18 protein-coding genes are annotated in these 20293 nt (G+C 33.0%); 9 read left to right on the top strand and 9 right to left on the bottom strand.

What is annotated here, in order from left to right; all coding sequences use genetic code 11:
* Nucleotides 1-726, bottom strand: a 726-nt coding sequence (locus tag VFS71_RS07475) for an exopolyphosphatase (RefSeq protein ID WP_326400304.1), incomplete at its 3' end; no start/stop codon positions are given.
* Nucleotides 727-949: 223 nt separating this feature from the next.
* Here VFS71_RS07475 and VFS71_RS07470 point away from each other — a divergent pair.
* A complete protein-coding gene (locus tag VFS71_RS07470) occupies nt 950-2209 on the top strand; it encodes an MFS transporter (protein ID WP_326400303.1) in 1260 nt (419 codons plus the stop codon).
* A 332-nt stretch (nt 2210-2541) separates the two neighbouring features.
* On the opposite strand, the gene tsf is transcribed toward VFS71_RS07470, so the two are convergent.
* The 4 genes from tsf to rplM form a co-directional block, all read right to left on the bottom strand.
* Nucleotides 2542-3504: a translation elongation factor Ts gene (gene tsf, locus VFS71_RS07465; RefSeq protein ID WP_326400302.1), complete on the bottom strand. Its 963-nt coding sequence runs from the start codon at nt 3502-3504 to the stop codon at nt 2542-2544.
* Nucleotides 3505-3640: 136 nt separating this feature from the next.
* The gene (rpsB, locus tag VFS71_RS07460; protein ID WP_326400301.1) at nt 3641-4420 is read right to left on the bottom strand and encodes a 30S ribosomal protein S2; all 780 of its coding nucleotides are present in this window, start codon (nt 4418-4420) and stop codon (nt 3641-3643) included.
* A 173-nt stretch (nt 4421-4593) separates the two neighbouring features.
* Entirely contained in the window at nt 4594-4980 is a 387-nt protein-coding gene (gene rpsI / locus VFS71_RS07455) for a 30S ribosomal protein S9 (RefSeq protein ID WP_077371473.1), read from the bottom strand.
* Nucleotides 4980-5435: a 50S ribosomal protein L13 gene (rplM, locus tag VFS71_RS07450; RefSeq protein ID WP_326400300.1), complete on the bottom strand. Its 456-nt coding sequence runs from the start codon at nt 5433-5435 to the stop codon at nt 4980-4982. Before rplM ends, rpsI begins: the two co-directional genes overlap by 1 nt.
* 350 nt (nt 5436-5785) lie before the next feature.
* Here rplM and VFS71_RS07445 point away from each other — a divergent pair, with 350 nt between their 5' ends.
* Nucleotides 5786-6805, top strand: coding sequence for a LacI family DNA-binding transcriptional regulator (locus VFS71_RS07445; RefSeq protein WP_326400299.1), 1020 nt, complete (start codon nt 5786-5788; stop codon nt 6803-6805).
* 83 nt (nt 6806-6888) lie between these two features.
* On the opposite strand, the gene VFS71_RS07440 is transcribed toward VFS71_RS07445, so the two are convergent.
* Nucleotides 6889-7296: a hypothetical protein gene (locus VFS71_RS07440; RefSeq protein WP_326400298.1), complete on the bottom strand. Its 408-nt coding sequence runs from the start codon at nt 7294-7296 to the stop codon at nt 6889-6891.
* Nucleotides 7297-7626: 330 nt separating this feature from the next.
* Between VFS71_RS07440 and VFS71_RS07435 the strand changes: the two genes are divergently transcribed.
* Entirely contained in the window at nt 7627-8970 is a 1344-nt protein-coding gene (locus VFS71_RS07435; protein WP_326400297.1) for a PQQ-binding-like beta-propeller repeat protein, read from the top strand.
* 92 nt (nt 8971-9062) lie between these two features.
* Here VFS71_RS07435 and polA read toward each other — a convergent pair whose 3' ends face one another.
* Nucleotides 9063-11924 carry a DNA polymerase I gene (gene polA / locus VFS71_RS07430; RefSeq protein WP_326400295.1) on the bottom strand — a complete coding sequence of 954 codons (2862 nt, stop codon included), beginning with the start codon at nt 11922-11924 and terminating at the stop codon, nt 9063-9065.
* A gap of 199 nt (nt 11925-12123) precedes the next feature.
* Between polA and VFS71_RS07425 the strand changes: the two genes are divergently transcribed.
* From VFS71_RS07425 to VFS71_RS07400, 6 genes are all read left to right on the top strand, one after another.
* Complete coding sequence (locus VFS71_RS07425; protein WP_326400294.1) at nt 12124-12315, top strand: hypothetical protein; 192 nt, start codon at nt 12124-12126, stop codon at nt 12313-12315.
* A gap of 185 nt (nt 12316-12500) precedes the next feature.
* The gene (locus tag VFS71_RS07420) at nt 12501-13175 is read left to right on the top strand and encodes a response regulator transcription factor (protein ID WP_326400293.1); all 675 of its coding nucleotides are present in this window, start codon (nt 12501-12503) and stop codon (nt 13173-13175) included.
* 21 nt (nt 13176-13196) lie between these two features.
* Nucleotides 13197-14537: a HAMP domain-containing sensor histidine kinase gene (locus VFS71_RS07415; protein ID WP_326400292.1), complete on the top strand. Its 1341-nt coding sequence runs from the start codon at nt 13197-13199 to the stop codon at nt 14535-14537.
* A 96-nt stretch (nt 14538-14633) separates the two neighbouring features.
* A complete protein-coding gene (locus tag VFS71_RS07410; RefSeq protein ID WP_326400291.1) occupies nt 14634-14834 on the top strand; it encodes a hypothetical protein in 201 nt (66 codons plus the stop codon).
* 176 nt (nt 14835-15010) lie between these two features.
* Nucleotides 15011-16246 (top strand): metallophosphoesterase, encoded by a 1236-nt coding sequence (locus VFS71_RS07405; RefSeq protein ID WP_326400290.1) that lies wholly within the window; start codon nt 15011-15013, stop codon nt 16244-16246.
* 72 nt (nt 16247-16318) lie between these two features.
* Nucleotides 16319-16615 carry a thioredoxin family protein gene (locus VFS71_RS07400; RefSeq protein ID WP_326400289.1) on the top strand — a complete coding sequence of 99 codons (297 nt, stop codon included), beginning with the start codon at nt 16319-16321 and terminating at the stop codon, nt 16613-16615.
* Nucleotides 16616-16631: 16 nt separating this feature from the next.
* On the opposite strand, the gene VFS71_RS07395 is transcribed toward VFS71_RS07400, so the two are convergent.
* Together VFS71_RS07395 and VFS71_RS07390 are read right to left on the bottom strand one after the other, a co-directional pair.
* A complete protein-coding gene (locus tag VFS71_RS07395; protein WP_326400288.1) occupies nt 16632-17282 on the bottom strand; it encodes a polysaccharide deacetylase family protein in 651 nt (216 codons plus the stop codon).
* A 94-nt stretch (nt 17283-17376) separates the two neighbouring features.
* Nucleotides 17377-20293, bottom strand: a 2917-nt coding sequence (locus tag VFS71_RS07390) for a protein O-mannosyl-transferase family (RefSeq protein ID WP_326400287.1), incomplete at its 5' end; no start/stop codon positions are given.

Raw genomic sequence — 20293 nt, 5'->3', positions numbered from 1 at the left:
ACCACCAGAGATGTAAACATTATTTTTGTCTTGTGATTCTGCTCTACTTGTGTACATTTTTTTGAAACTTTCTCTCATTGTTGGTAAATAGTCAAACAAGTTTTCATTGAATTCGAATACCGTTTTTTGTTTACACTTTTTATTGATGATTTCAGTCAAAGTTACTGTTCCAAGATCACATGAAATTGGGAAAAATACAGATGCGTCGTTAATGTCTTTTGCATAACCTCCTTTAGTATTTCCACCACCTATGTCAATAATTACAGAACTTAAATAGTTTTTTGGAGGAATACAACCTCTCAAAAGTAATTTTGCTTCCAGTGAAGAAGAGATGATTTCTATTTTCTTGTTAGTCAACTCTTTTATTTTTACAACTAAATCATTAGTGTTTGTTGCTAGACCAACACCTGAAGAAGCTACTATAAAAATATTTTTGTCTTCAATCTTGTATTCGTTAAGCATCTTTTTGTAGTTGTTATAAACTACTCCGCCAGCTTTGTCGATATCTTCTTTTAAAAGAGTACCGTCTATTCCGATACCAGCTGCTATTCCTACGTTTTCGGTCCAAAACTCCTTTACATCGTAGGTGTTTCTTTTAATGCTCTCAACTTGAAGAACTGTCATTTTGATACCTTTACTTCCTATTTCTATTCCTCCATAGAGTTGTGCCTGTGCTGTGTAGGTAAAGATTAGGCCTATTATTAAATAGTAAATTTTTTCTTTCATAATTATTGTTATTTGGGGTTAATGCTGATTGCAAATCTATATTAAAAATCTATAAATTCCTTTTTTTTAATGTTTTTTTTGAATAACTTTTTTTTTAACCAAAAATGTTTTAGAAATGTTATGAAATTATTATATTTTTTAACTATCTGATTGTTGGTTGATTGAAAAAAAAATCTATTTTTGCCAAAATGAATAAATTATTTGCCCCAAAAACAATTTAATTATGATAAAAAAATACCTCAACAATTTTAAAGATTTTCCAAAAGAGATTTGGATACTTACTTTAATTACATTCATCAACAGAGCAGGGACTATGGTTATTCCCTTTCTCTCAAAGTACATGAAAGAAAATTTAGAATTCAGTTACAGTCAAATTGGCTGGGTGATGGTTTTCTTTGGAGTCGGTTCTATAATTGGAACTTGGCTTAGTGGTAAATTATCTGACAAGATCGGCTTTTATAAAGTTATGGTCTTTAGTTTATTTGCTAGTGGTATAGTCTTTATTTTGTTGCAATATGCAACAACATTTGAAGAGCTTTGTATGGGTATACTTGTATTGACTACTATTGCCGATATGTTTAGACCTGCAATGCTGGTGTGTCTGAAGACATTTACCACAAAAGAAAATAGAGCTCGTGCCTATTCATTAACTCGTGCAGCAATTAACTTAGGGTTTCTTTTTGGACCAGTGCTAGGTGGATTGATTATTATGCAATTGGGATATGAATATATCTTTTATGTTGATGGTGCAACCTGTATCTTGGCAATAATTGTTTTTATGTTTTTTGTGAAAGAAAAGAAATTGCCGGTTAAATTGAAAAACCATGACAAAGATTTCAAGAAGGTTTCAGTGATGAAAGACAGGCCTTTTATGCTTCACTTGGTGATATGTTTGATTACAGGAATTTTGTTTTTCCAAATTTTTACAACTTTGCCTTTGTATCATAAAGAGCGATTTAATATGTCAGAATTTGATAGTGGATTGCTTTTGAGTTTAAATGGACTGCTTATTTTGCTTTTTGAACTTCCGATTGTAAATTATGTTAGCAAAAATAAAATCAATAATCATAAAGTTATTTCTTTAGGGTTGTTGCTTATGGCAACTAGTTTTTTACTTCTGTTGTTGCCTTGGGAGGCTATTTTGATTCCTATGATGCTTTTTATGACTTGTGGAGTAATGTTGACTTTTCCGTTTGCTAATTCATTTGCAATGGAGAGATCGTATGAATTACAAGAAGGAAAGTATATGGCGGCTTTTACTATGAGTTATAGTTTTGCGCATATATTAAGTGCTAAAACAGGTATGGAAATTATTCAAAATTCAGGTTATGAGTCTAATTGGTTGTTTATGACAGCTCTTGGTGTTGTAGGGACTTTACTTGTTTTTAAGCTGTCTAAGATGGTTGGAAAAGAAGAATTGAAAGATAGAATGATACCGGTAGAAAGTAACGAGAGTAATAGTTCTGTTTTATCGGATAAATAATTTGTTATATAATGTTATAATCTGCCAACTCTTAAAAAAGTAATTCAGGATTATAAAAATAGTATGTAATAATAAAAAACAGCAGTAAGCTTTTGTTTACTGCTGTTTTTTTTTGCTTAATGATGGCTTGTTTTATTTAGTTTTAAAGTGTGCTTTAAGAAAGAGTCAGAATGTGTTTAAATTGTAGTAGATGGCGTTATTTGTTCTGTGTTGTGGCTACGTTTTCTAATGTCTCAATCTGAATTTATTTGTAGATCTAAATCTGTTTTAATGAAAAAATCCCATCTCGTAATGAAACAAGATGGGATTTTATATTTAAAAACTAGATTAGATTATCCTAAAGTAACTCTTTTGAAACCTGTAATTTCAACATTGAATCCTTTAACGTAATCGCTAACTTTTTTACTGTCATCTTTGATGAAGTTTTGATCTAATAAGGCTTTCTCTTGATCTAAAGTAGTGTTGTCAGAGATGAAACGTTGAACTTTTCCTGGAATAATTTTATCCCAAATTTGTTCTGGTTTACCTTCAGCTTTCAATTCAGCTTTAGCATCTTCTTCAGCTTGTTTGATAACTTCTTCAGTTAATTGAGAGTAAGAAATATATTTAGGAACATTTTTTAAAGTTTTTCCTAAACGTTTTGCTTCTTCATTTTCTTTTTCGATTATAGCAATACGAGCAGCAAGTTCAGAAGCAACGAAAGCTGGATCAAAATCTTTGTAAGATAATGTGTCAGCTCCCATAGAAGCAACTTGCATAGAGATGTCTTTAGTTAAAACGTCACCATTAGCAATTGGTGCAGAAATTGCAGTTAATGCAGCAATTTTGTTAACGTGAACGTAAGATCCAACGAAAGCACCTTCTAAAATTTCAAAACCACCGATTTCGATTTTTTCACCGATAACACCGGTTTGCTCGATTAATTTTTCAGCAACAGTAATTCCGTTGAAATCTGAAGCTAAAAATTCTTCTTTAGAAGAGAAGTTAATAGCTCTTTCTACTAATTCTTTAGCCAAAGTTACGAAAGCTTCATTTTTACCTACGAAATCTGTTTCGCAGTTTAAAGTAATGATAGCTCCTTTAGTTTTGTCTGTATTAATAAAAGAAACAGCAGCTCCTTCAGAAGACTCACGGTCAGAACGGTTAGCAGCAACTTTTTGTCCTTTTTCTCTAAGGTTTTGTATAGCTTTATCGAAATCTCCTTCAGCTTCAACTAAAGCTTTTTTACAGTCCATCATTCCGGCACCTGTAGTTTGTCTTAATTTATTTACGTCTGCAGCAGTAATTGTTGCCATAATATAATTTGTTTAATGTTATAAAAGTAAAAATTCCAATTTTCAAATCCCAAATTCCAATTTTATTAAATTATCAACATATAGTTTCTAATTTTTTATGGAATTTGGAATTTAAAATTGGAATTTAAAATTTGATTTATTCTTCAGTTGCTGGAGCTGCAGGAGCTTCAACTGCTGGAGCTTCAGCTTCAGCAACAACTTCAGTAGCATCAGTTTCTTTATCAGAAGTTCTATTTGCAAGACCATCAATAATTGAAGCAGTTACTAAAGATAAAATTTTATCAATTGATTTAGAAGCATCATCATTTGCAGGGATAACATAATCTACTTCACGTGGATCAGAGTTAGTATCAACCATTGCAAAAACTGGAATGTTTAATTTTTGAGCTTCTTTTATTGCGATGTGTTCAGCTTTGATATCTACTACGAACAATGCTGCAGGAAGTCTAGACATATCTGCGATTGAACCTAAGTTTTTCTCTAGTTTAGCACGAAGACGATCAACTTGTAAACGCTCTTTTTTAGAAAGAGTCATGAAAGTACCATCTTTCTTCATTTTATCAATAGTAGCCATTTTTTTAACAGCTTTACGGATAGTTACGAAGTTAGTTAGCATTCCACCAGGCCATCTTTCAGTGATGTAAGGCATGTTTGCAGCTTTTGCTTTATCAGCAACGATGTCTTTTGCTTGTTTCTTGGTAGCAACAAATAATATTTTTCTACCTGATGCAGCGATTTTTTTCAAAGCGTCATTAGCTTCTTCAATTTTTGCTGCAGTTTTATATAGATTGATAATGTGTATACCATTACGCTCCATATAAATGTAAGGAGCCATATTTGGGTCCCATTTTCTAGTCATGTGTCCAAAATGAACACCTGCTTCTAGTAATTCTTTTACTTCTACTTTGTTTGACATTTTTTGTACTAGTTTACGTTCTGTTGATTAGCAATGTATAAATGGCGATTAATCGGCTAAATACATTTAGATGCTAAACTAATTTCCAACCTCGGTCGGACAACAACAACATTGTTTTAAATTTTTTAATACATTCTAGAGTGTCTTGTATGAATAATACAAGACAGGCAATATTAACGTTTAGAGAATTGGAATCTCTTACGAGCTTTCTTCTGACCGAATTTCTTACGTTCAACCATTCTTGGGTCTCTAGTTAATAAACCTTCTGGTTTCAAGATAGCTCTGTTTTCAGCATTTACTTCACACATAACGCGTGCCAATGCCATTCTTACAGCTTCTGCTTGTCCAGTTGAACCACCTCCATAAACGTTTACTTTTACGTCAAAGTTAGATGCATTTTCTGTCATAGACATTGGTTGCAAAACTTTGTACTGTAAAGTAGCAGTTGGGAAATAAGTTGCGAATGGTTTTTTGTTTACAACGATAACTCCTGTTCCTTCAGAAACATAAACACGTGCAACAGCGGTCTTTCTTCTACCGATTTTGTGAATAACTCCCATTACTTAAGATCGTTTAGGTTAACAGTTCTAGGTTTTTGAGCTCCTTGTTTGTGCTCAGACCCTACAACAACATTTAAATTTCTAAAAAGTTCAGCCCCTAATTTGTTTTTAGGTAGCATTCCTTTTACAGCTTTCTCTACTAGTAATGCAGGGTTTTTCGATTGCAATACTTTAGCAGTTAAACTTCTTTGTCCTCCAGGGTAACCAGTGTGACGGATGTATGTTTTTTCATCCATTTTGTTACCTGTTAGGTTAATTTTTTCTGAGTTGATAACGATTACGTTATCTCCACAGTCCACGTGTGGCGTATAACTTGGCTTGTACTTACCTCTTAAAATCATAGCGACTTTTGAAGCAAGACGACCTAAGTTATGACCGTCAGCATCTACAACAATCCATTCTTTTGTAGAATTGGCTTTTGTTGTTGAAATTGTCTTGTAGCTTAATGCGTTCACAATAATATATTTTAATTAAACATTCCATCCCCAATAAAGGGGTTGCAAAAGTACAATTAATTATTTTAAATACAAATAGCTTATTTGAATATTTTTTTGTTTGATTTCTGCTGATTATCAAATATATATTTGGATTGAGTCAAATAGTATTTAGTTTGAGATTCTTTTTTTTAAAATAATTTACTGGAATATTTTTTTTGATGTTGCATTTTTTTTGTAATTTTCGCTTTTATCCTTTCAAATGCCTGTTAAATTTTATATTTTTAGTAAAATATTAGCAAGTTTTGTTCAATCCTTTGTTATTTTAATTTTTTTAAGAACCTTAATATAGTACTAAATACCATTCTCCAATGAAAGCAAAAGCAACATTAAAACAAATTGCAAAAGAACTTAATGTTTCGGTATCAACTGTTTCTAAGGCACTTAATGATAGTCCTGAAATAAGCGAGCAAACAAAAATTAGAATTAAAGAATATGCAAAATTAAAAAATTACAAACCCAATGTTATCGGTTTGAATCTTAAAAACAGAAAAACCAAAACGATTGGAGTTATTATACCTAATATATTAAACTCATTTTTCGCAAAAGTTTTTAGTGGTATTGAGAAAGTGGCTGATGAAAAAGGCTACAACGTTATTATGTGTATTTCCAATGAGTCGCTTGAAAAAGAAGCCCATACTCTTGAAATGTTGAGTAATGGTACTATTGATGGATTTGTTTTGTCAATTTCTGAAGAAGCTCAAAAGTTACATGAATATAATCATTTCAAAGATATTATTAATGATGGTACTCCAATTGTTATGTTTGACAGAACTACAGATGAAGTAGATTGTGATAAAGTTATTGTTGATGATTTTGATTCAGGACATAATGCAACTCAGCATTTAATTGATTTAGGCTGTAAAAATATTGCCTTAATTTCATCTGTGGATAATTTAAGTGTAGGTAAATTAAGAGCTGAAGGTTATTTGAAAGCTTTAAAAGATAATAATATAGGAATAAACGAGAATATTATTATTAGAACCGATTCTGAAATTGATCTTATTGATAAAATTACTGACTTGTATTCAAATAATCTTGTAGATGGTGTTTTTGCCTTGGATGAAAACGATTCGGTTGCTGCTTTAAAAGTGGGTGCCAAGAAAGGATATAAAATACCAAAGGATCTTAAAATTATTGGTTTTGCTGACGGAATTCTTGCTTCAAGAAGGTTGTCCCCAAGTTTAACAACTGTCAGTCAGCACGGAATAGACATTGGAGAAGTTGCCGTAAAATTACTGATTGACAGATTGGAATCTAAGGAAGAACATAAACCTTATGAAACCGTAGTTATTAAAACTCAATTAAAAGAAAGGGAATCTACTAAGTAGAAATAGAGTCATAAAAAAAGGCAATCGAGAAAAATTTCGATTGCCTTTTTTATGTACAAAAAAGAATGTTTTTTTAAAACTAACTATTTCTTTTTGCCACCATTATTTCCTTTATTTGATTTGGAATCATAATCGTGGTCTATTTTTTTAATGTCACTGCTTTTGACGGATTTAGTCGGTTTGTATTTCGTTTTGTGCACTGAATTTTCTTTCCAAGGATTGTCTCCTTCAAAATCAAAATCATTGTAACTTCCAATTAATCTAATGGTAGTAGGTAAACTGATAACTGTAGTCCAAGTACCTCCTTTTAGATAAGTGTATCTCTTAACAACGGGGTCAAAATACACATTGGATTCTGGATAGTATCTGTATTTCTTTTTCACTCCGTGTGCTTTTGCGTGAGCGGGAGGGTTTTGAGCATTAACTGTATAAGTGCCTCCTCCAATAAGAAATGCAAAAAACAAAATAATCGTCTTGATCGTTCTTTTCATAATAAGGGTTTTTAGGTTGTTATAATGGTTTAAAAATCAAAAGATTAAATTTAATAAATTAGTTATTGATATTTTTGTTTTTCGTAGGGTAATTTTGCTAAAGCAAATTGTAAATGTTTCTGCATATAAAATTTGTTGCTTTTAATTTTTTTTGTTGGGCAGTATAAATCATTTTTTGAAATAAAAAGCAAATAAAATATCAGTTTGCAGCTGCTTAGAAGAGTTGAAAAACAGATAACGGTTTTATTTTGTAATAAAATATGTATTTTTATAAATAAATTTTTTAAAAATTTATTATCAACAGATTTGTATTTTTGAAAATAACACAACATGAAACGAACATATTTAATAGCTGTAATAATAATTCTTTTTGGAGTGAACAATTCTATTGTTTTTGGACAGCAAGAAAAAAAGGGAACTACAAGTGCATTTCAAAAGCGTGTCTTTAAAGGTGAGAAATATATGCCTTTGGGTGATTTGAAATGGGCTTTTAAAACAAACGGAAAAATCTTTTCGTCACCAATTGTTTATGATGGAATTGTTTATATAGGCAGTGAGGATGGAAATATTTATGCTATCGACGAAAAAACGGGTAAAATACATTGGAAATTTAAAACCGGAGGAGCTGTACATAGCTCTCCGGCTGTTTTCAAAAACATAGTGTATATAGGCAGTTTTGATGGTTATTATTATGCCATTGATGCCAAAACGGGTCAGTTGAAATGGAAATTTAAGACGGGGGGCGAAAAATGGTCTGGCGAAATTGGTTTCTTAGGGTTGAAACCTGCAGATAAGTATATGGATGATTTGTGGGATTTCTTTTTGTCATCTCCGGTTATAAATACTGACAAACAAAATCCAAGCGTTTTCTTTGGAAGTAGTGACGGGAATGTATATGCACTCAACGCCAATACAGGTGAATTGAAATGGAAGTTTGGGGTAAAAGGGTCATTTCATTGCAGTCCTGTGCTGTATAAAAATACCTTGTACATAGGCAGTTGGGATGCTAATTTATATGCCATAGATATAACGACCGGAAAAGAGCGTTGGAAATTTGAAACAGTAGCGAAAACCGGTTTCAAAGGAATTGAATCCAGTGTAACTGTAGCTAATGGTATGGTTTATTTTGGAGCTCGTGATCCCTTTTTATTTGCTTTAAATGCAGAGACCGGAAATCTGGTTTGGAAGTACGATGCCGCTTATTCCTGGATAATCAGTTCGCCGGTTGTAGCTAATGATGTTGTGTATGTAGGAACTTCAGATACATACGCCTTATTGGGTTTGGATGCAAAAACGGGTAAAGAATTATTTAAGTTTAAAGCAAATGGTTATGTATATTCTTCTCCTGCCATAGCTGATGAAACGGCTTATTTTGGAGATTTTACAGGTAATTTTTTTGCTGTAAATACAAAATCTTTGGGCAAGGAATGGAATAGTTTTAGCACTGAAAACAGAAAGTTATTTGCTCCAGAAATATTAAATAATAATCTTCTTGATTTTTCTTATGTTGTCAAAGGGGGAGATATTTCCATGTATGACACCAACAAAGCGGTGATGGATCAGTTTTATAAATTGGGTTCCATTGTTTCTTCTCCGTTTGTATCCAATAATACAGTTTATTTTGGAAGTGCCGATGGTAATTGTTATGCGATTAAATTGCAGAATAAAAAATAATTAAAAATCCGCCAAAGACAGTTTCTCGTGGCGGATTTTTTTATATTAAAAAACAGAATTGATTATTTAAAACTGAACATTGCCAGCTAAAATCAATGTGCTTCCAACCAGTCTTTTCCAGCTCCAATTTCTACATCCAAAGGAACATCCATTTTAAAAGCATTTTCCATTTCATACTTAATCATCGGTTTGATTTTTTCCAGTTCCGAATTGTGAACGTCAAACACAAGCTCATCATGCACTTGGAGCAACATTTTGGATTTCCAGTTTTCGGAGGTTAATTTTTTGTGGATATTAATCATCGCAATTTTGATAATATCGGCGGCGCTTCCCTGAATCGGAGCATTTACGGCATTTCTTTCTGCGGCACCACGGACAACGGCATTGGCGGAATTGATATCTTTCAAATAACGACGACGGCCTGATATGGTTTGGACATAGCCATTTTTTCTAGCAAAATCAACTTGATTGGACATGTATGATTTTAGCTTAGGATAAGTTGCGTAATAAGCGTCGATTAACTCGGCACTTTCTTTTCGCGAAAGCGATGTTTGATTACTCAATCCAAAAGCCGAAACACCATAGATAATTCCGAAGTTTACCGTTTTGGCATTACTACGTTGTTCTTTTGTGACTTCTTCCAATGGGACATGAAACACTTTTGCGGCGGTGCTTCTGTGAATATCTTCATTGTTTTTGAAAGCTTTGATCATATTTTCTTCACCAGACAAAGCAGCAATAATTCGTAATTCTATTTGTGAATAATCGGCAGAAACCAAAGTGTAGTTTTCATCGCGGGCAATAAATGCTTTTCGGATCAATCGCCCTCTTTCGGTACGAATCGGGATGTTTTGCAAGTTCGGATTGTTTGAACTCAAACGTCCAGTTGCAGCAACGGTTTGCATATAATCGGTGTGAACACGTCCTGTTTTTGTGTCCACTTGATTAGGTAAAGCATCAATATAAGTGCTTTGTAATTTTACCATTTGTCGCCATTCGAGAATATCACGAACAATTTCGTTGTCATTGGCCAGATAAGATAAAACTTCTTCACCGGTGGCATATTGACCAGTTTTGGTTTTCTTTTGTTTGGCTCCACCAATTTTTAATTTGTCAAATAAAATATCTCCTAACTGTTTTGGGGAAGCCAAATTAAATTTTTCGCCAGCAGTTTCATAGATTTTTTGTTCCAATGCATTGCTTTCAGCAGCCATTTCAACCGACATAGATTTTAAAAAGGGAACGTCTAGATTAATTCCTTCCAATTCCATTGCCGCTAAAACTGGTATTAACGGAATTTCGATTTCGTCAAATAGTTTTTTTGTTTCGGCTTTATCTAGAATCGGACTGAAATTTTGCTTCAGTTGATAGGTAACATCTGCATCTTCAGCAGCGTATTCTTTAATATCTTCCAGTGGCACTTCACGCATTGTTTTTTGGCCTTTGCCTTTTTTGCCGATTAAGTCTTCAATGGATTTTGGCGAATATTTCAAATAGGTTTCTGATAAAACGTCCATATTATGACGCATATCGGGATTAATTAAATAGTGTGCAATCATCGTATCGAATAGCTTTCCTTTGATTTGAACGCCATAATTCGAAAGAATCTTTAAATCGTATTTAACATTTTGACCAATTTTTTCGATGTTTTCATTTTCGAAAAAAGGTTTGAATTTATCAACCAAAATTTGTGCTTCAGCTCTATTTTCTGGGAACGGTATATAAAATGCTTTCCCTTTTTCATAAGAAAATGACATTCCAACCAGTTCGGCATTCAAGGCATCAATTCCGGTAGTTTCTGTGTCAAAACAAACAGAAGTTTGATTCATTAAGTTTTGCAACAGTAATTTCACGGCAAAATCCCCTTGAATACTTTGATAAAAATGTTCTGTATTTTCCAAAGTTGCATAATGCGAACTCGATTTTACTTCACCAGTTTCTTCATCCGAAAAACCAAATAAATCAAATTGGTCATCATTGGATTTTTTAACAGGGACTTTTTTCGTTTGTTGTGGTGACTCGCTAGAAGTTCCATTTCCATTGGTGTCAATCTCGTCGTATTCTTTTCCAGTTCCAAAAAATTTATCAAATTGGGCTTTCATTTGACGAAATTCCAATTCCTGAAATAATTCGTCTGTTTTTTCAACATCGGGTTTCGATAATTCGTAATCGCCTGCATGAAATTGAACAGGACAATCTAGTATAATTGCCGCCAATTTTTTTGACAAAATTCCTTTGTCTGCATTGGCTTCAATTTTTTCTTTAATGGCTCCTTTAAGCTTGTCGGTATTGGCCAAAAGGTTTTCCATAGACCCAAATTCCTTTAGCAACTTTTTGGCTGTTTTTTCGCCAACGCCTGGTAATCCAGGGATGTTGTCGGCAGCATCACCCATCATTCCCAGATAATCGATTACTTGCTCTGGACGTTCTATTTCGAATTTTTCCAAAACCTCTGGAATTCCCCATATTTCAATGTCGTTGCCCATTCGAGCCGGTTTGTACATAAAAATATTTTCGGAAACCAATTGGGCAAAATCCTTATCCGGAGTAACCATAAAGACTTTGAAATCTTCTTTTTCGGCTTGTTTGGCCAAAGTACCAATTAAGTCATCGGCTTCAAAACCTGGGACTTCAATGATAGGAATGTGCATTGCTTTCAGTAATTCTTGAATATAGGGAACGGCAATTTTAATAGCTTCAGGAGTTTCGTCGCGATGGGCTTTGTATTCTTGGTACATTTCATAACGATACGTACTGCCACCCTTATCGAAAGCAACTGCCAAATGATCTGGTTTTTCGCGTTTGATGACATCCATCAGGGCATTCATAAATCCCATTATGGCGGAAGTGTCCATTCCTTTGGAATTTATTCTTGGGTTTTTTATGAAAGCAAAATATCCACGAAAGATAAGTGCGTATGCATCGAGAAGGAAAAGACGTTTTTGGGTTGACATATAAAAAATTTAGTCTGTAAAAATAAACAATTGAGTTTTAAAAAGTCTTTTCATGTTCATTATTTTTTCGAAACAATAGACAAAAGTTAACGTATGGTTAAACTTCTCTTTGTTGAATCCATCTTCATTTCGTCTTCATTTCTCGGTTATACATTTGACCTATAAATAATAAATTATTAATTCAAAAAACTTAGAAATCATGAAAAAAGTATTGTTGTTAATCGCAGTATTGTTTGGAACAAGTGTTATGGTAAATGCAAAAACACTACCTGAAAAATCAGCTACAGTGAAAGAAGTGAAAATGACTAAACATCCAAAACACAAAAAAGCGAAAAAAGCACAAAAAGAAGCAGCACCAACTGGAGCGTCAACTTCTAAAACAAAAAAATAATTTATGTTTTTGTTTTGTTTGCATATGAGGATGGACGCAAAACAAAAAGGTTGATTGTTTTTGAAAGTCAGTGGAGAAATTTACTGGCTTTTTTGTATTTTTAGATACGTTAAAATTTTAATGGCGTAATGTGTTTTAATTTTTCCTTAATTGTTACTTTGAGTGTTTTTTAATTACAATTATTTATGAAAATTCTTATTGTTGAAGATAATCCCGAATTGGCTTTGGAGGTAAGAGAATATCTTTCTGGTAGTGGTTATATCTGTAAAATTTCAAAGAATTGCGAAGAGGCATTGGAGGAAATCAACAGTAATGATTATGATATCATGCTTTTGGATTTAGGGTTGCCAGACGGAAGCGGTTTTGATGTTTTAAAAAGTATTCGTAAAACAGATTCCAAAGTTGCCGTAATCATCATTACTGCCCAAGGAGAACTTGAAGACAGGATAAATGGATTGCAACTTGGCGCTGATGATTATTTGACTAAACCTTTTGCTTTAACGGAATTGGGAGCCCGTTTATTTGCGATTATTCGCAGAATGCACGGTTATACGGTCAATCAGTTGGATGTTCATGGGTTTAGTTTGAAATTGCAAGATTATAAAGTGAGTTATGATGAGATTCCAATTAATCTCACCAAAAAGGAGTTCGATATTTTTCAATATTTAGTCTTGAACAAAAATCGTGTAATAACACGTTTGCAATTGACCGAGCATATTTGGGGGGATATTCTTGAAGTAAATTCCGATTCCAATTTTATTGATGTCCATGTTCGAAACCTTAGAAAAAAATTGGATAAATATTCCCCAATCGATTGGTTTGAAACGGTTAGAAATGTGGGTTATAGAATAAATGTATAGCTTTAAATTAATATTTTGTATATGAAAATCAAGCATCAACTGGCTATTTTTAATGCACTATCACGTTTGTTGCTGATTTTGGTTTTATGGCTAATGCTTCCTGTTTTGGTAGAAAAAGTGGTTTATAATCACATCAATAAAAGTTTGCTGGAGAAAAAACAAAAGTTCATTGAGCATTTAGACAAGGAAGAAATAAATGATTTCATTGTTCGAAAAGATACTTCTGAGACTTATGCCAGTTTTTCAACTTTACACAGCGAGTTTCTTCAGCTTTCGAGAGTGTCTTCTAGTAGCCGAATAAATCAGACCTTTTTTGTCACAGAACCAAGAGTAATTGAAGAAGAGCGCAATGATTACAGAATTCTTCAATATTATTTTAAGTATGAAAACACAAACTATCTCTTAGAAATAGGAAATAGTTTAAGTGAAATCAATGACCTTACCTTTGTAATTAGACTTTTTTTCATAATTGTTTTAATTATAATTGTAGTCATTACTTTTCTGGCTGATACTTTTTATATCGAATATTTATTAACTCCTTTTTATAAAATTATAGATACTAAAATTCGTCATGTAAACGAACCCGAATCTTTTGACCATACGCCAATAAAAACACATTCTAGGGATTTTCAGGAATTGGATATTGTTCTGAATCAAATGATGGACAGAATTAGTGACTTGTTCAAAAAGGAAAAGCAATTTATAGCCAATGTTTCCCATGAACTATTGACTCCAATAGCATTGTTGAAAAACAAATTCGAAAATTTGCTTCAAAACGAATCTTTGGATGATGGTGCTGTGGATAAAATTGTGGGTTCTCTAAGCACATTAGATTTATTAAAAAAAATAATTGCTAATTTATTACTGATTTCAAAAATAGAAAACAATCAGTACGAAGCAAATGAGATTATTGATTTTGACGCTATACTTGCCGATTTAGTGGCAGATTTGCAGGACAGAATTGAAGACAAGGAATTGTCTTTTCATAAAAATCTGAAGCATCATTTTAGTTTTACAGGAAATAAAACGTTGATGCATATTCTTTTCTATAATTTAATTGTTAATGCGATTAAATACAATAAACCTTTTGGTAAAATCGAAATTAATGATGGGTTTTTGCATGGAAATTATTTCTTGTCAGTTTCAGATTCGGGTATTGGATTGAATGAAAAGCAACAGCAGAATGTTTTCAAGCGATTCACTAGAGTAAGTTCTGATCAGGAAGGGCAGGGGTTGGGGCTCGCAATTGTTGAAAGTATTGCTCAATTTCATCATATAACCATTGAGATAACTTCGGAAATAAACGTTGGAACCATCTTTCTTTTACTGTTTCCAAATGAGCAAAAGCCAATTAAAAGTTAATTTTTTTGAGAAGGGAAAAACTTCATTTAATCTTCATTTAGCATGCATAGCTTTGACCTATTAATAAACTAAATTATTAATCTAAAATCTAAAATCATGAAAAATTTATTGATGGCATTGGCAGTAGCTTTAGGAACAACAGTTATGGTAAGTGCACAAACTACCCCAACTCAAACTACCCCGGCTAAAGAAGTAAAAGCTGCCAAAAAAGAAGCAAAAAAAGAAACAAAAAAAGCACACAAAGCAGAAACTAGCAAAACGGCTACTACTGCAGAGGCATCAGCGCCAAAAAAATAATTTAATCTTTTGTTAGTGAATATTTCATAGAATATTTCAAAAGATGTTAAAATTTGGTTTTAATAGATGAAAAGGGAGATAAAGAAATTTACTCCCTTTTTTTGCGTTAAAATTATGATAATATGGGCATTTAGCATTTTCAATAGTTGTTACTTTGTATAAAATTTTATAAAATAATGATCTTACGTTTATTCTTTATAGGTGCTATTCTTTTTGTTATTGAGCTTTATGCCTTCCAGGCTATTAAAACTTTAATTAAATTGAGATGGGTGCTGATTTCTTATCAAATAATAAGTCTTTTTCTTTTTGTATTTATCCTTTACTCTTTTACGCAATTTGACCGTTCAGTTGGGCAAACCAAGCAAACTATGTTTACGATGGGATTGTTGCTGGTGATTTATCTTCCTAAAATTGTAATGACAGTCATTCTTCTGGGAGAAGATGTATTCCGTTTGACAGCCGGATCAATCAATTATTTTATTGATAATAAGAGCAAAACTAATTTTCTGCCTTCAAGACGTAAATTCGTTAGTCAAATTGGTTTAGGGTTGGCCTCTATCCCTTTTTTGTCTTTGATTTATGGAATATTTGAAGGGAAATACAATTATAAAGTAATAAAGCAAGCAATACATTTTCCTGATTTGCCTGATGCTTTTGATGGTTTTACGATAACCCAAATCTCAGATGTTCATAGTGGGAGTTTTGATAATCCCGAGAAAATTAATTATGCTATTGATTTGGTGAATGCCCAGAATTCGGATATGATTTTATTTACTGGCGATATTGTTAATACTCATGCGAAAGAAATGCATCCATGGATTGAAACTTTCAATCGAATTGAAAAGCATGAATATGGTAAATATTCGGTTCTTGGAAATCACGATTATGGGGAATATGTTACTTGGCCAACACAATCCGCCAAGGATAAAAATTTTGAAGACATAAAAAAATTATATGGTCAAATAGGATTTCAACTGCTTTTGAATGAACATACTTTTATTGAAAAAGATGGGGATAAAATTGCATTGGTTGGAGTAGAGAACTGGGGTAAAAATTTTAAACAGGCCGGTGATTTAAAGAAAGCGTCGCAACATTTGAGTAAAGACGATTTTAAGATCTTAATGAGTCATGATCCAAGTCATTGGAATGAGGTGGTTCAGTACGACGATAAGCATTTTCATTTAACTTTATCTGGTCACACTCATGGAATGCAATTTGGGATTGAAATTCCAGGTTTTTTTAAGTGGAGTTTGGCTCAGTATGTTTACAAACAATGGGCAGGATTATATGAAAACTTGGGAAGATATGTATATGTAAATCGTGGATTTGGATTTCATGCATATCCTGGCAGGGTTGGAATTATGCCCGAAATCACAGTAATTCAACTAATAAAGAGTAAAAAATTAGCATAATTGGTTTAAAATGCTAAATTTGCAAGATGATATCTCTTTTCGAAAGTAATAGAAATTAAATATTTTGGTTTTATGTCAAAATTTGGAGAACTTATAAATACTCAAGTTCCTGTGTTACTAGATTTTTACACAGATTGGAACGAATCTTCGGTATCGATGCATCCTGTTATAAAAGATGTAGCGGCAGCGCTTGGTGACAAGGTAAAGGTAATCAAGATAGACGTTGACAAAAATCAAGAATTAGCCGACGCTTTACGTATCAAAGGCTTGCCTACCTTGATGATTTATAAAGAAGGTATGATGATCTGGAGGCAATCTGGTGAGTTGGATGCCAATACTTTAATCGGAATAGTGCAAGAGCAATTGTAATCTTGAATTTTTTAGATTATTGAATTACTTCAAAAGTAAATCCCCGTTGTCCTAAAATTTCCAGAGATCTTGGGAGTGTGTATTCTAAGTTTTTGAATGCTTTTACGCTGTCATGAAAAACGATTATACTTCCTGATTGCACATTCTGCAATATATTTTCTAGGCATTTTTCTGGTGTTATGGTTTGGTCAAAATCAGCGCTGAGAACATCCCACATGATTATTTTATAACCTAATTGTCGCAATTTTTTAGATTGCGATTTTTTTACTTTGCCATAAGGAGGGCGGAATAAGGCGGATTGCGGATTGCGGATTGTAGGGGCTAGATTGTCTATTTCGGATTTGCACAAAGCAATATTGTTTAAATAATCTTCAGTCGAGGTAATCCATCCTTTTAAATGATTGTAAGTATGATTTCCAATGGAATGCCCTTCTTCTATGGTTTTTAAAAAAATAGCTGCGTGATTGTTGATGTTTTTTCCAATGCAGAAAAACGTGGCTTTTGCTTGATGTTTTTTTAATTCTTCCAAAACCCATTCAGTAATCTCCGGAGTTGGTCCATCGTCAAAAGTGAGGTAGATTTTATTCTCCACATTTGGAATATCCCAAACGTAATTAGGGAATATTTTTTTTATGAACTTATTCGTTTTAATCCAATAGAATTTCATAATCCAATACTACAATTAAATCCAGTTTTAAGCAAAAAATGCAGTGCTTTTTTTAATTGCACTGCATTTTTAAAGATGTTTTTAAGTCAAATAATTACTCTTTTTCACGTCCAAATCGGGCAAAGATTTCAATATAGGTGTTGAAAGTTTTTTTGCTTGAATTGTAGTAATCTATGTCTTTACTATCTTTCATAACAATCAATAAACCTCTGTAGCGCTCTAAATCGGTTATTATCTCAATGCTGATGCTAGATTGTTCAGATGGGTCTAATTTGGCATAATAATTAAGGTTTTCCTTGTATTTGTCCATTAGTTTATTCAATAAATCATGTGCTTTTGCTTTTTCTCCAACATCATAATATCCTTTGGCGAATGGTTCCAAAAGTGAATAATAGCCAAATTTCTCCAAAGGCATTTTTCTCATAGCTAAATCAATTATGTTTTTAGCTTTCTCAGTTTTTCCTTCGGCGATAAGCTGATTCATCAAACGGGATAAATTCATTCTGTAAGTAAGGCTTTCTCTACGGGTTTCCGGGTCGTGATATATTTTGTCACTTTCGCTATTGCCCCAGTCCCATTTCATTACTTTATTGTACATGTTTTCGGTGTCAATCCTACCCATATCCATCTGGCTAGAATCTTTAGATAATGCTGTTTTTATTGGTACTAATTTATAAACCATACCTTCTAATTGAAGATAGTCTTTCATCCATAAATAATCTTCAGCATCAAAAGCTCCCCCACTAAAATAAACTGGTCTTTTCCAATTGTTATTGTTGATCAGATCCAACATCATTAGTCTGTTTTTGTATATAGCACTTCCTTTGATGTCAATATCGATATATGGAACAATTGAATCGCTAAGTTTTGGATCTACAACTTTGTTCTTTAGAATATTCGATTTGTCTATCGGAATTCTGATTTTATTTGTTGGGAAGAAATGAATTGTTTGCCCATTTTGCATTTCAACCGTCGATTTTGGATTTTTAATAAACGTAATAAAATCTTTTAAGTCCCAACGGCTTTCAGTTTTAGGAATGTGGGCTACATAATCCAGTTTATCCCCTACATATTCATCATGTGTAAATGATATTGGTAAAGCTGCAGATTGATATGCTTTTCTTTTCATTTGGTCAATGTACCAATCTGTCATGAATAAGCTGGTGTTGACAATCTTGATGTCTGTACGTATGCCTTCTATTTCTTGGGCGTACCAAAGCGGAAAGGTGTCGTTGTCTCCAATAGTGAATAAAATGGCGTTAGGGTCGCAGGATTCAAGATATGCTTTTGCCATTGCAGTAGCAGTATATTTTCCTGAACGATCATGGTCATCCCAGTTTTGGTATGCCATAAGCATTGGTGCAGCTAATAAACATCCACCGATAAGTATTGGTCCAGCAATTTTTGGAGCAAGATATTTTTGTACACTCTCATACAATGCATATACTCCAAATCCAATCCAAATTGCAAAAACGTAAAACGAACCTACTAAAGCATAGTCCCTTTCACGAGGTTCAAATGGTCTTTCGTTTAGGTAAATTTTCAATGCGATTCCCAAGAAAAGGAAAAGGGCCAATAAAACATAAAAGCTTTTTCTGTCTTTGCTTGCATGATACATTATTCCGATAAGTCCAAGTATAAACGGCAAGAAAAAATACACGTTTCGGCCTTTGTTATTTAAAACATCCGAAGGTAAATTATCTTGTGAGCCTAAATGTAAGGTGTCTAGGAATGTAATTCCGCTGATCCAGTTTCCGTCTAGATAATCATATCGTCCTTGATTGTCATTTTGTCTTCCAACAAAATTCCACATCAAGTATCTCCAATACATATAGCCAAACTGGTATTCAAACATAAAACTGAAGTTGTCAGCAGTAGTTGGTTTTTCAATAATTAAATAGTCTTTATAGTGATTAAGGAAAGAAACATAACCCTCATTGTCGATTTGTTTTTGTGCATAGGCTTGCCTGAATTCGGCTATCGTTTTTTCAGTTTCGTTTTTTAATTGAGCAATAGCTTTATTGTAATCTTCTTCGCTTAATTGATTTGGATCCAATCCGTATTTTGCTAAATCCTCTTCATAAGGATAATCAGGATTCATACGGAAAGCAGGAGGATTAGTGAAATTAATGTAGTTTTCAATATGTTCTGAGCTCCACATTCTTGGCAAAATAGTTTTTTGATTGTCATCACTATTTTGTTCTGCTTTTATGTAGTTGTTTACAATTACATATTTTCCGGTTTTGTAATCTCTTTCGTAATTGGGTGCTTTGTCTAAATAAGGATTATTGGCATCAAGTCCAGCAAAAGTTTCGGTATATTGTGGTCCATAAAACAATGGATTTACTCCATATTGTTCTCTATTGTAGTACGCTAGGACTTCGGCAGCATCTGATGGTTTGTTTTCATTGATAACTGTATTCGAATTGGCGCGAATCGGCAACATTAACCAAGTTGAGAACCCAATTAGTATAAAAAGCACGCATAAAATAAGAGTATTGTAATGTATTAATCCTTTTTTATGGGTGTAGTTTAATCCAAAATAAAAGAAAGCTATAAGAAGTAGTGTTACAAAAATAGTTCCCGAATTAAATGGTAGTCCCATTGAATTAACCATGAAGACTTCGGTTTTACCAAAGAATGCCATAGTTAATGGAAGTAATAATTTGAATATAAAAAGTAAAACAGAAACAACTACAATATTGGCTATAATGAAGTTTTTAACAGTGACTACTTTATAGTTTTTGAAAAAATATAAAAATCCTATTGCAGGAATTGTCAATAGTGACATAAAGTGTACTCCAAAGGACAATCCAACTACGAGAGAAATTAAAAGTAACCATTTGTTTCCTCTAGGAGTGTTCATATCTTGTTCCCAACGCAATCCCAACCAAAATAGCAAAGCGATTAGCAAGGTAGCCATAGCATAAACTTCTGCTTCGACAGCATTGTACCAGAAACTATCCGAAAACGTATAGGCTAAAGCACCAACTAAAGAACTTCCAAGTATA

The organism is Flavobacterium sp., assembly GCF_035760125.1.
Classification (GTDB): domain Bacteria; phylum Bacteroidota; class Bacteroidia; order Flavobacteriales; family Flavobacteriaceae; genus Flavobacterium.
The sequence above is the reverse complement of the archived record's forward strand: the minus strand, read 5'-3'. Positions and strand labels throughout refer to the sequence as shown.

What these genes read in the sequence shown, in the direction of transcription:
- VFS71_RS07410 (WP_326400291.1), top strand. Translation starts at nt 14,634, where the DNA reads ATGAAAAATTTATTGATGGCATTGGCAGTAGCTTTAGGAACAACAGTT.
- VFS71_RS07415 (WP_326400292.1), top strand. Translation starts at nt 13,197, where the DNA reads ATGAAAATCAAGCATCAACTGGCTATTTTTAATGCACTATCACGTTTG.
- VFS71_RS07470 (WP_326400303.1), top strand. Translation starts at nt 950, where the DNA reads ATGATAAAAAAATACCTCAACAATTTTAAAGATTTTCCAAAAGAGATT.
- VFS71_RS07435 (WP_326400297.1), top strand. Translation starts at nt 7,627, where the DNA reads ATGAAACGAACATATTTAATAGCTGTAATAATAATTCTTTTTGGAGTG.
- VFS71_RS07420 (WP_326400293.1), top strand. Translation starts at nt 12,501, where the DNA reads ATGAAAATTCTTATTGTTGAAGATAATCCCGAATTGGCTTTGGAGGTA.
- tsf (WP_326400302.1), bottom strand. Translation starts at nt 3,504, where the DNA reads ATGGCAACAATTACTGCTGCAGACGTAAATAAATTAAGACAAACTACA.
- rpsB (WP_326400301.1), bottom strand. Translation starts at nt 4,420, where the DNA reads ATGTCAAACAAAGTAGAAGTAAAAGAATTACTAGAAGCAGGTGTTCAT.
- VFS71_RS07440 (WP_326400298.1), bottom strand. Translation starts at nt 7,296, where the DNA reads ATGAAAAGAACGATCAAGACGATTATTTTGTTTTTTGCATTTCTTATT.
- VFS71_RS07425 (WP_326400294.1), top strand. Translation starts at nt 12,124, where the DNA reads ATGAAAAAAGTATTGTTGTTAATCGCAGTATTGTTTGGAACAAGTGTT.
- VFS71_RS07400 (WP_326400289.1), top strand. Translation starts at nt 16,319, where the DNA reads ATGTCAAAATTTGGAGAACTTATAAATACTCAAGTTCCTGTGTTACTA.
- rpsI (WP_077371473.1), bottom strand. Translation starts at nt 4,980, where the DNA reads ATGGGAGTTATTCACAAAATCGGTAGAAGAAAGACCGCTGTTGCACGT.
- polA (WP_326400295.1), bottom strand. Translation starts at nt 11,924, where the DNA reads ATGTCAACCCAAAAACGTCTTTTCCTTCTCGATGCATACGCACTTATC.
- VFS71_RS07395 (WP_326400288.1), bottom strand. Translation starts at nt 17,282, where the DNA reads ATGAAATTCTATTGGATTAAAACGAATAAGTTCATAAAAAAAATATTC.
- VFS71_RS07405 (WP_326400290.1), top strand. Translation starts at nt 15,011, where the DNA reads ATGATCTTACGTTTATTCTTTATAGGTGCTATTCTTTTTGTTATTGAG.
- VFS71_RS07445 (WP_326400299.1), top strand. Translation starts at nt 5,786, where the DNA reads ATGAAAGCAAAAGCAACATTAAAACAAATTGCAAAAGAACTTAATGTT.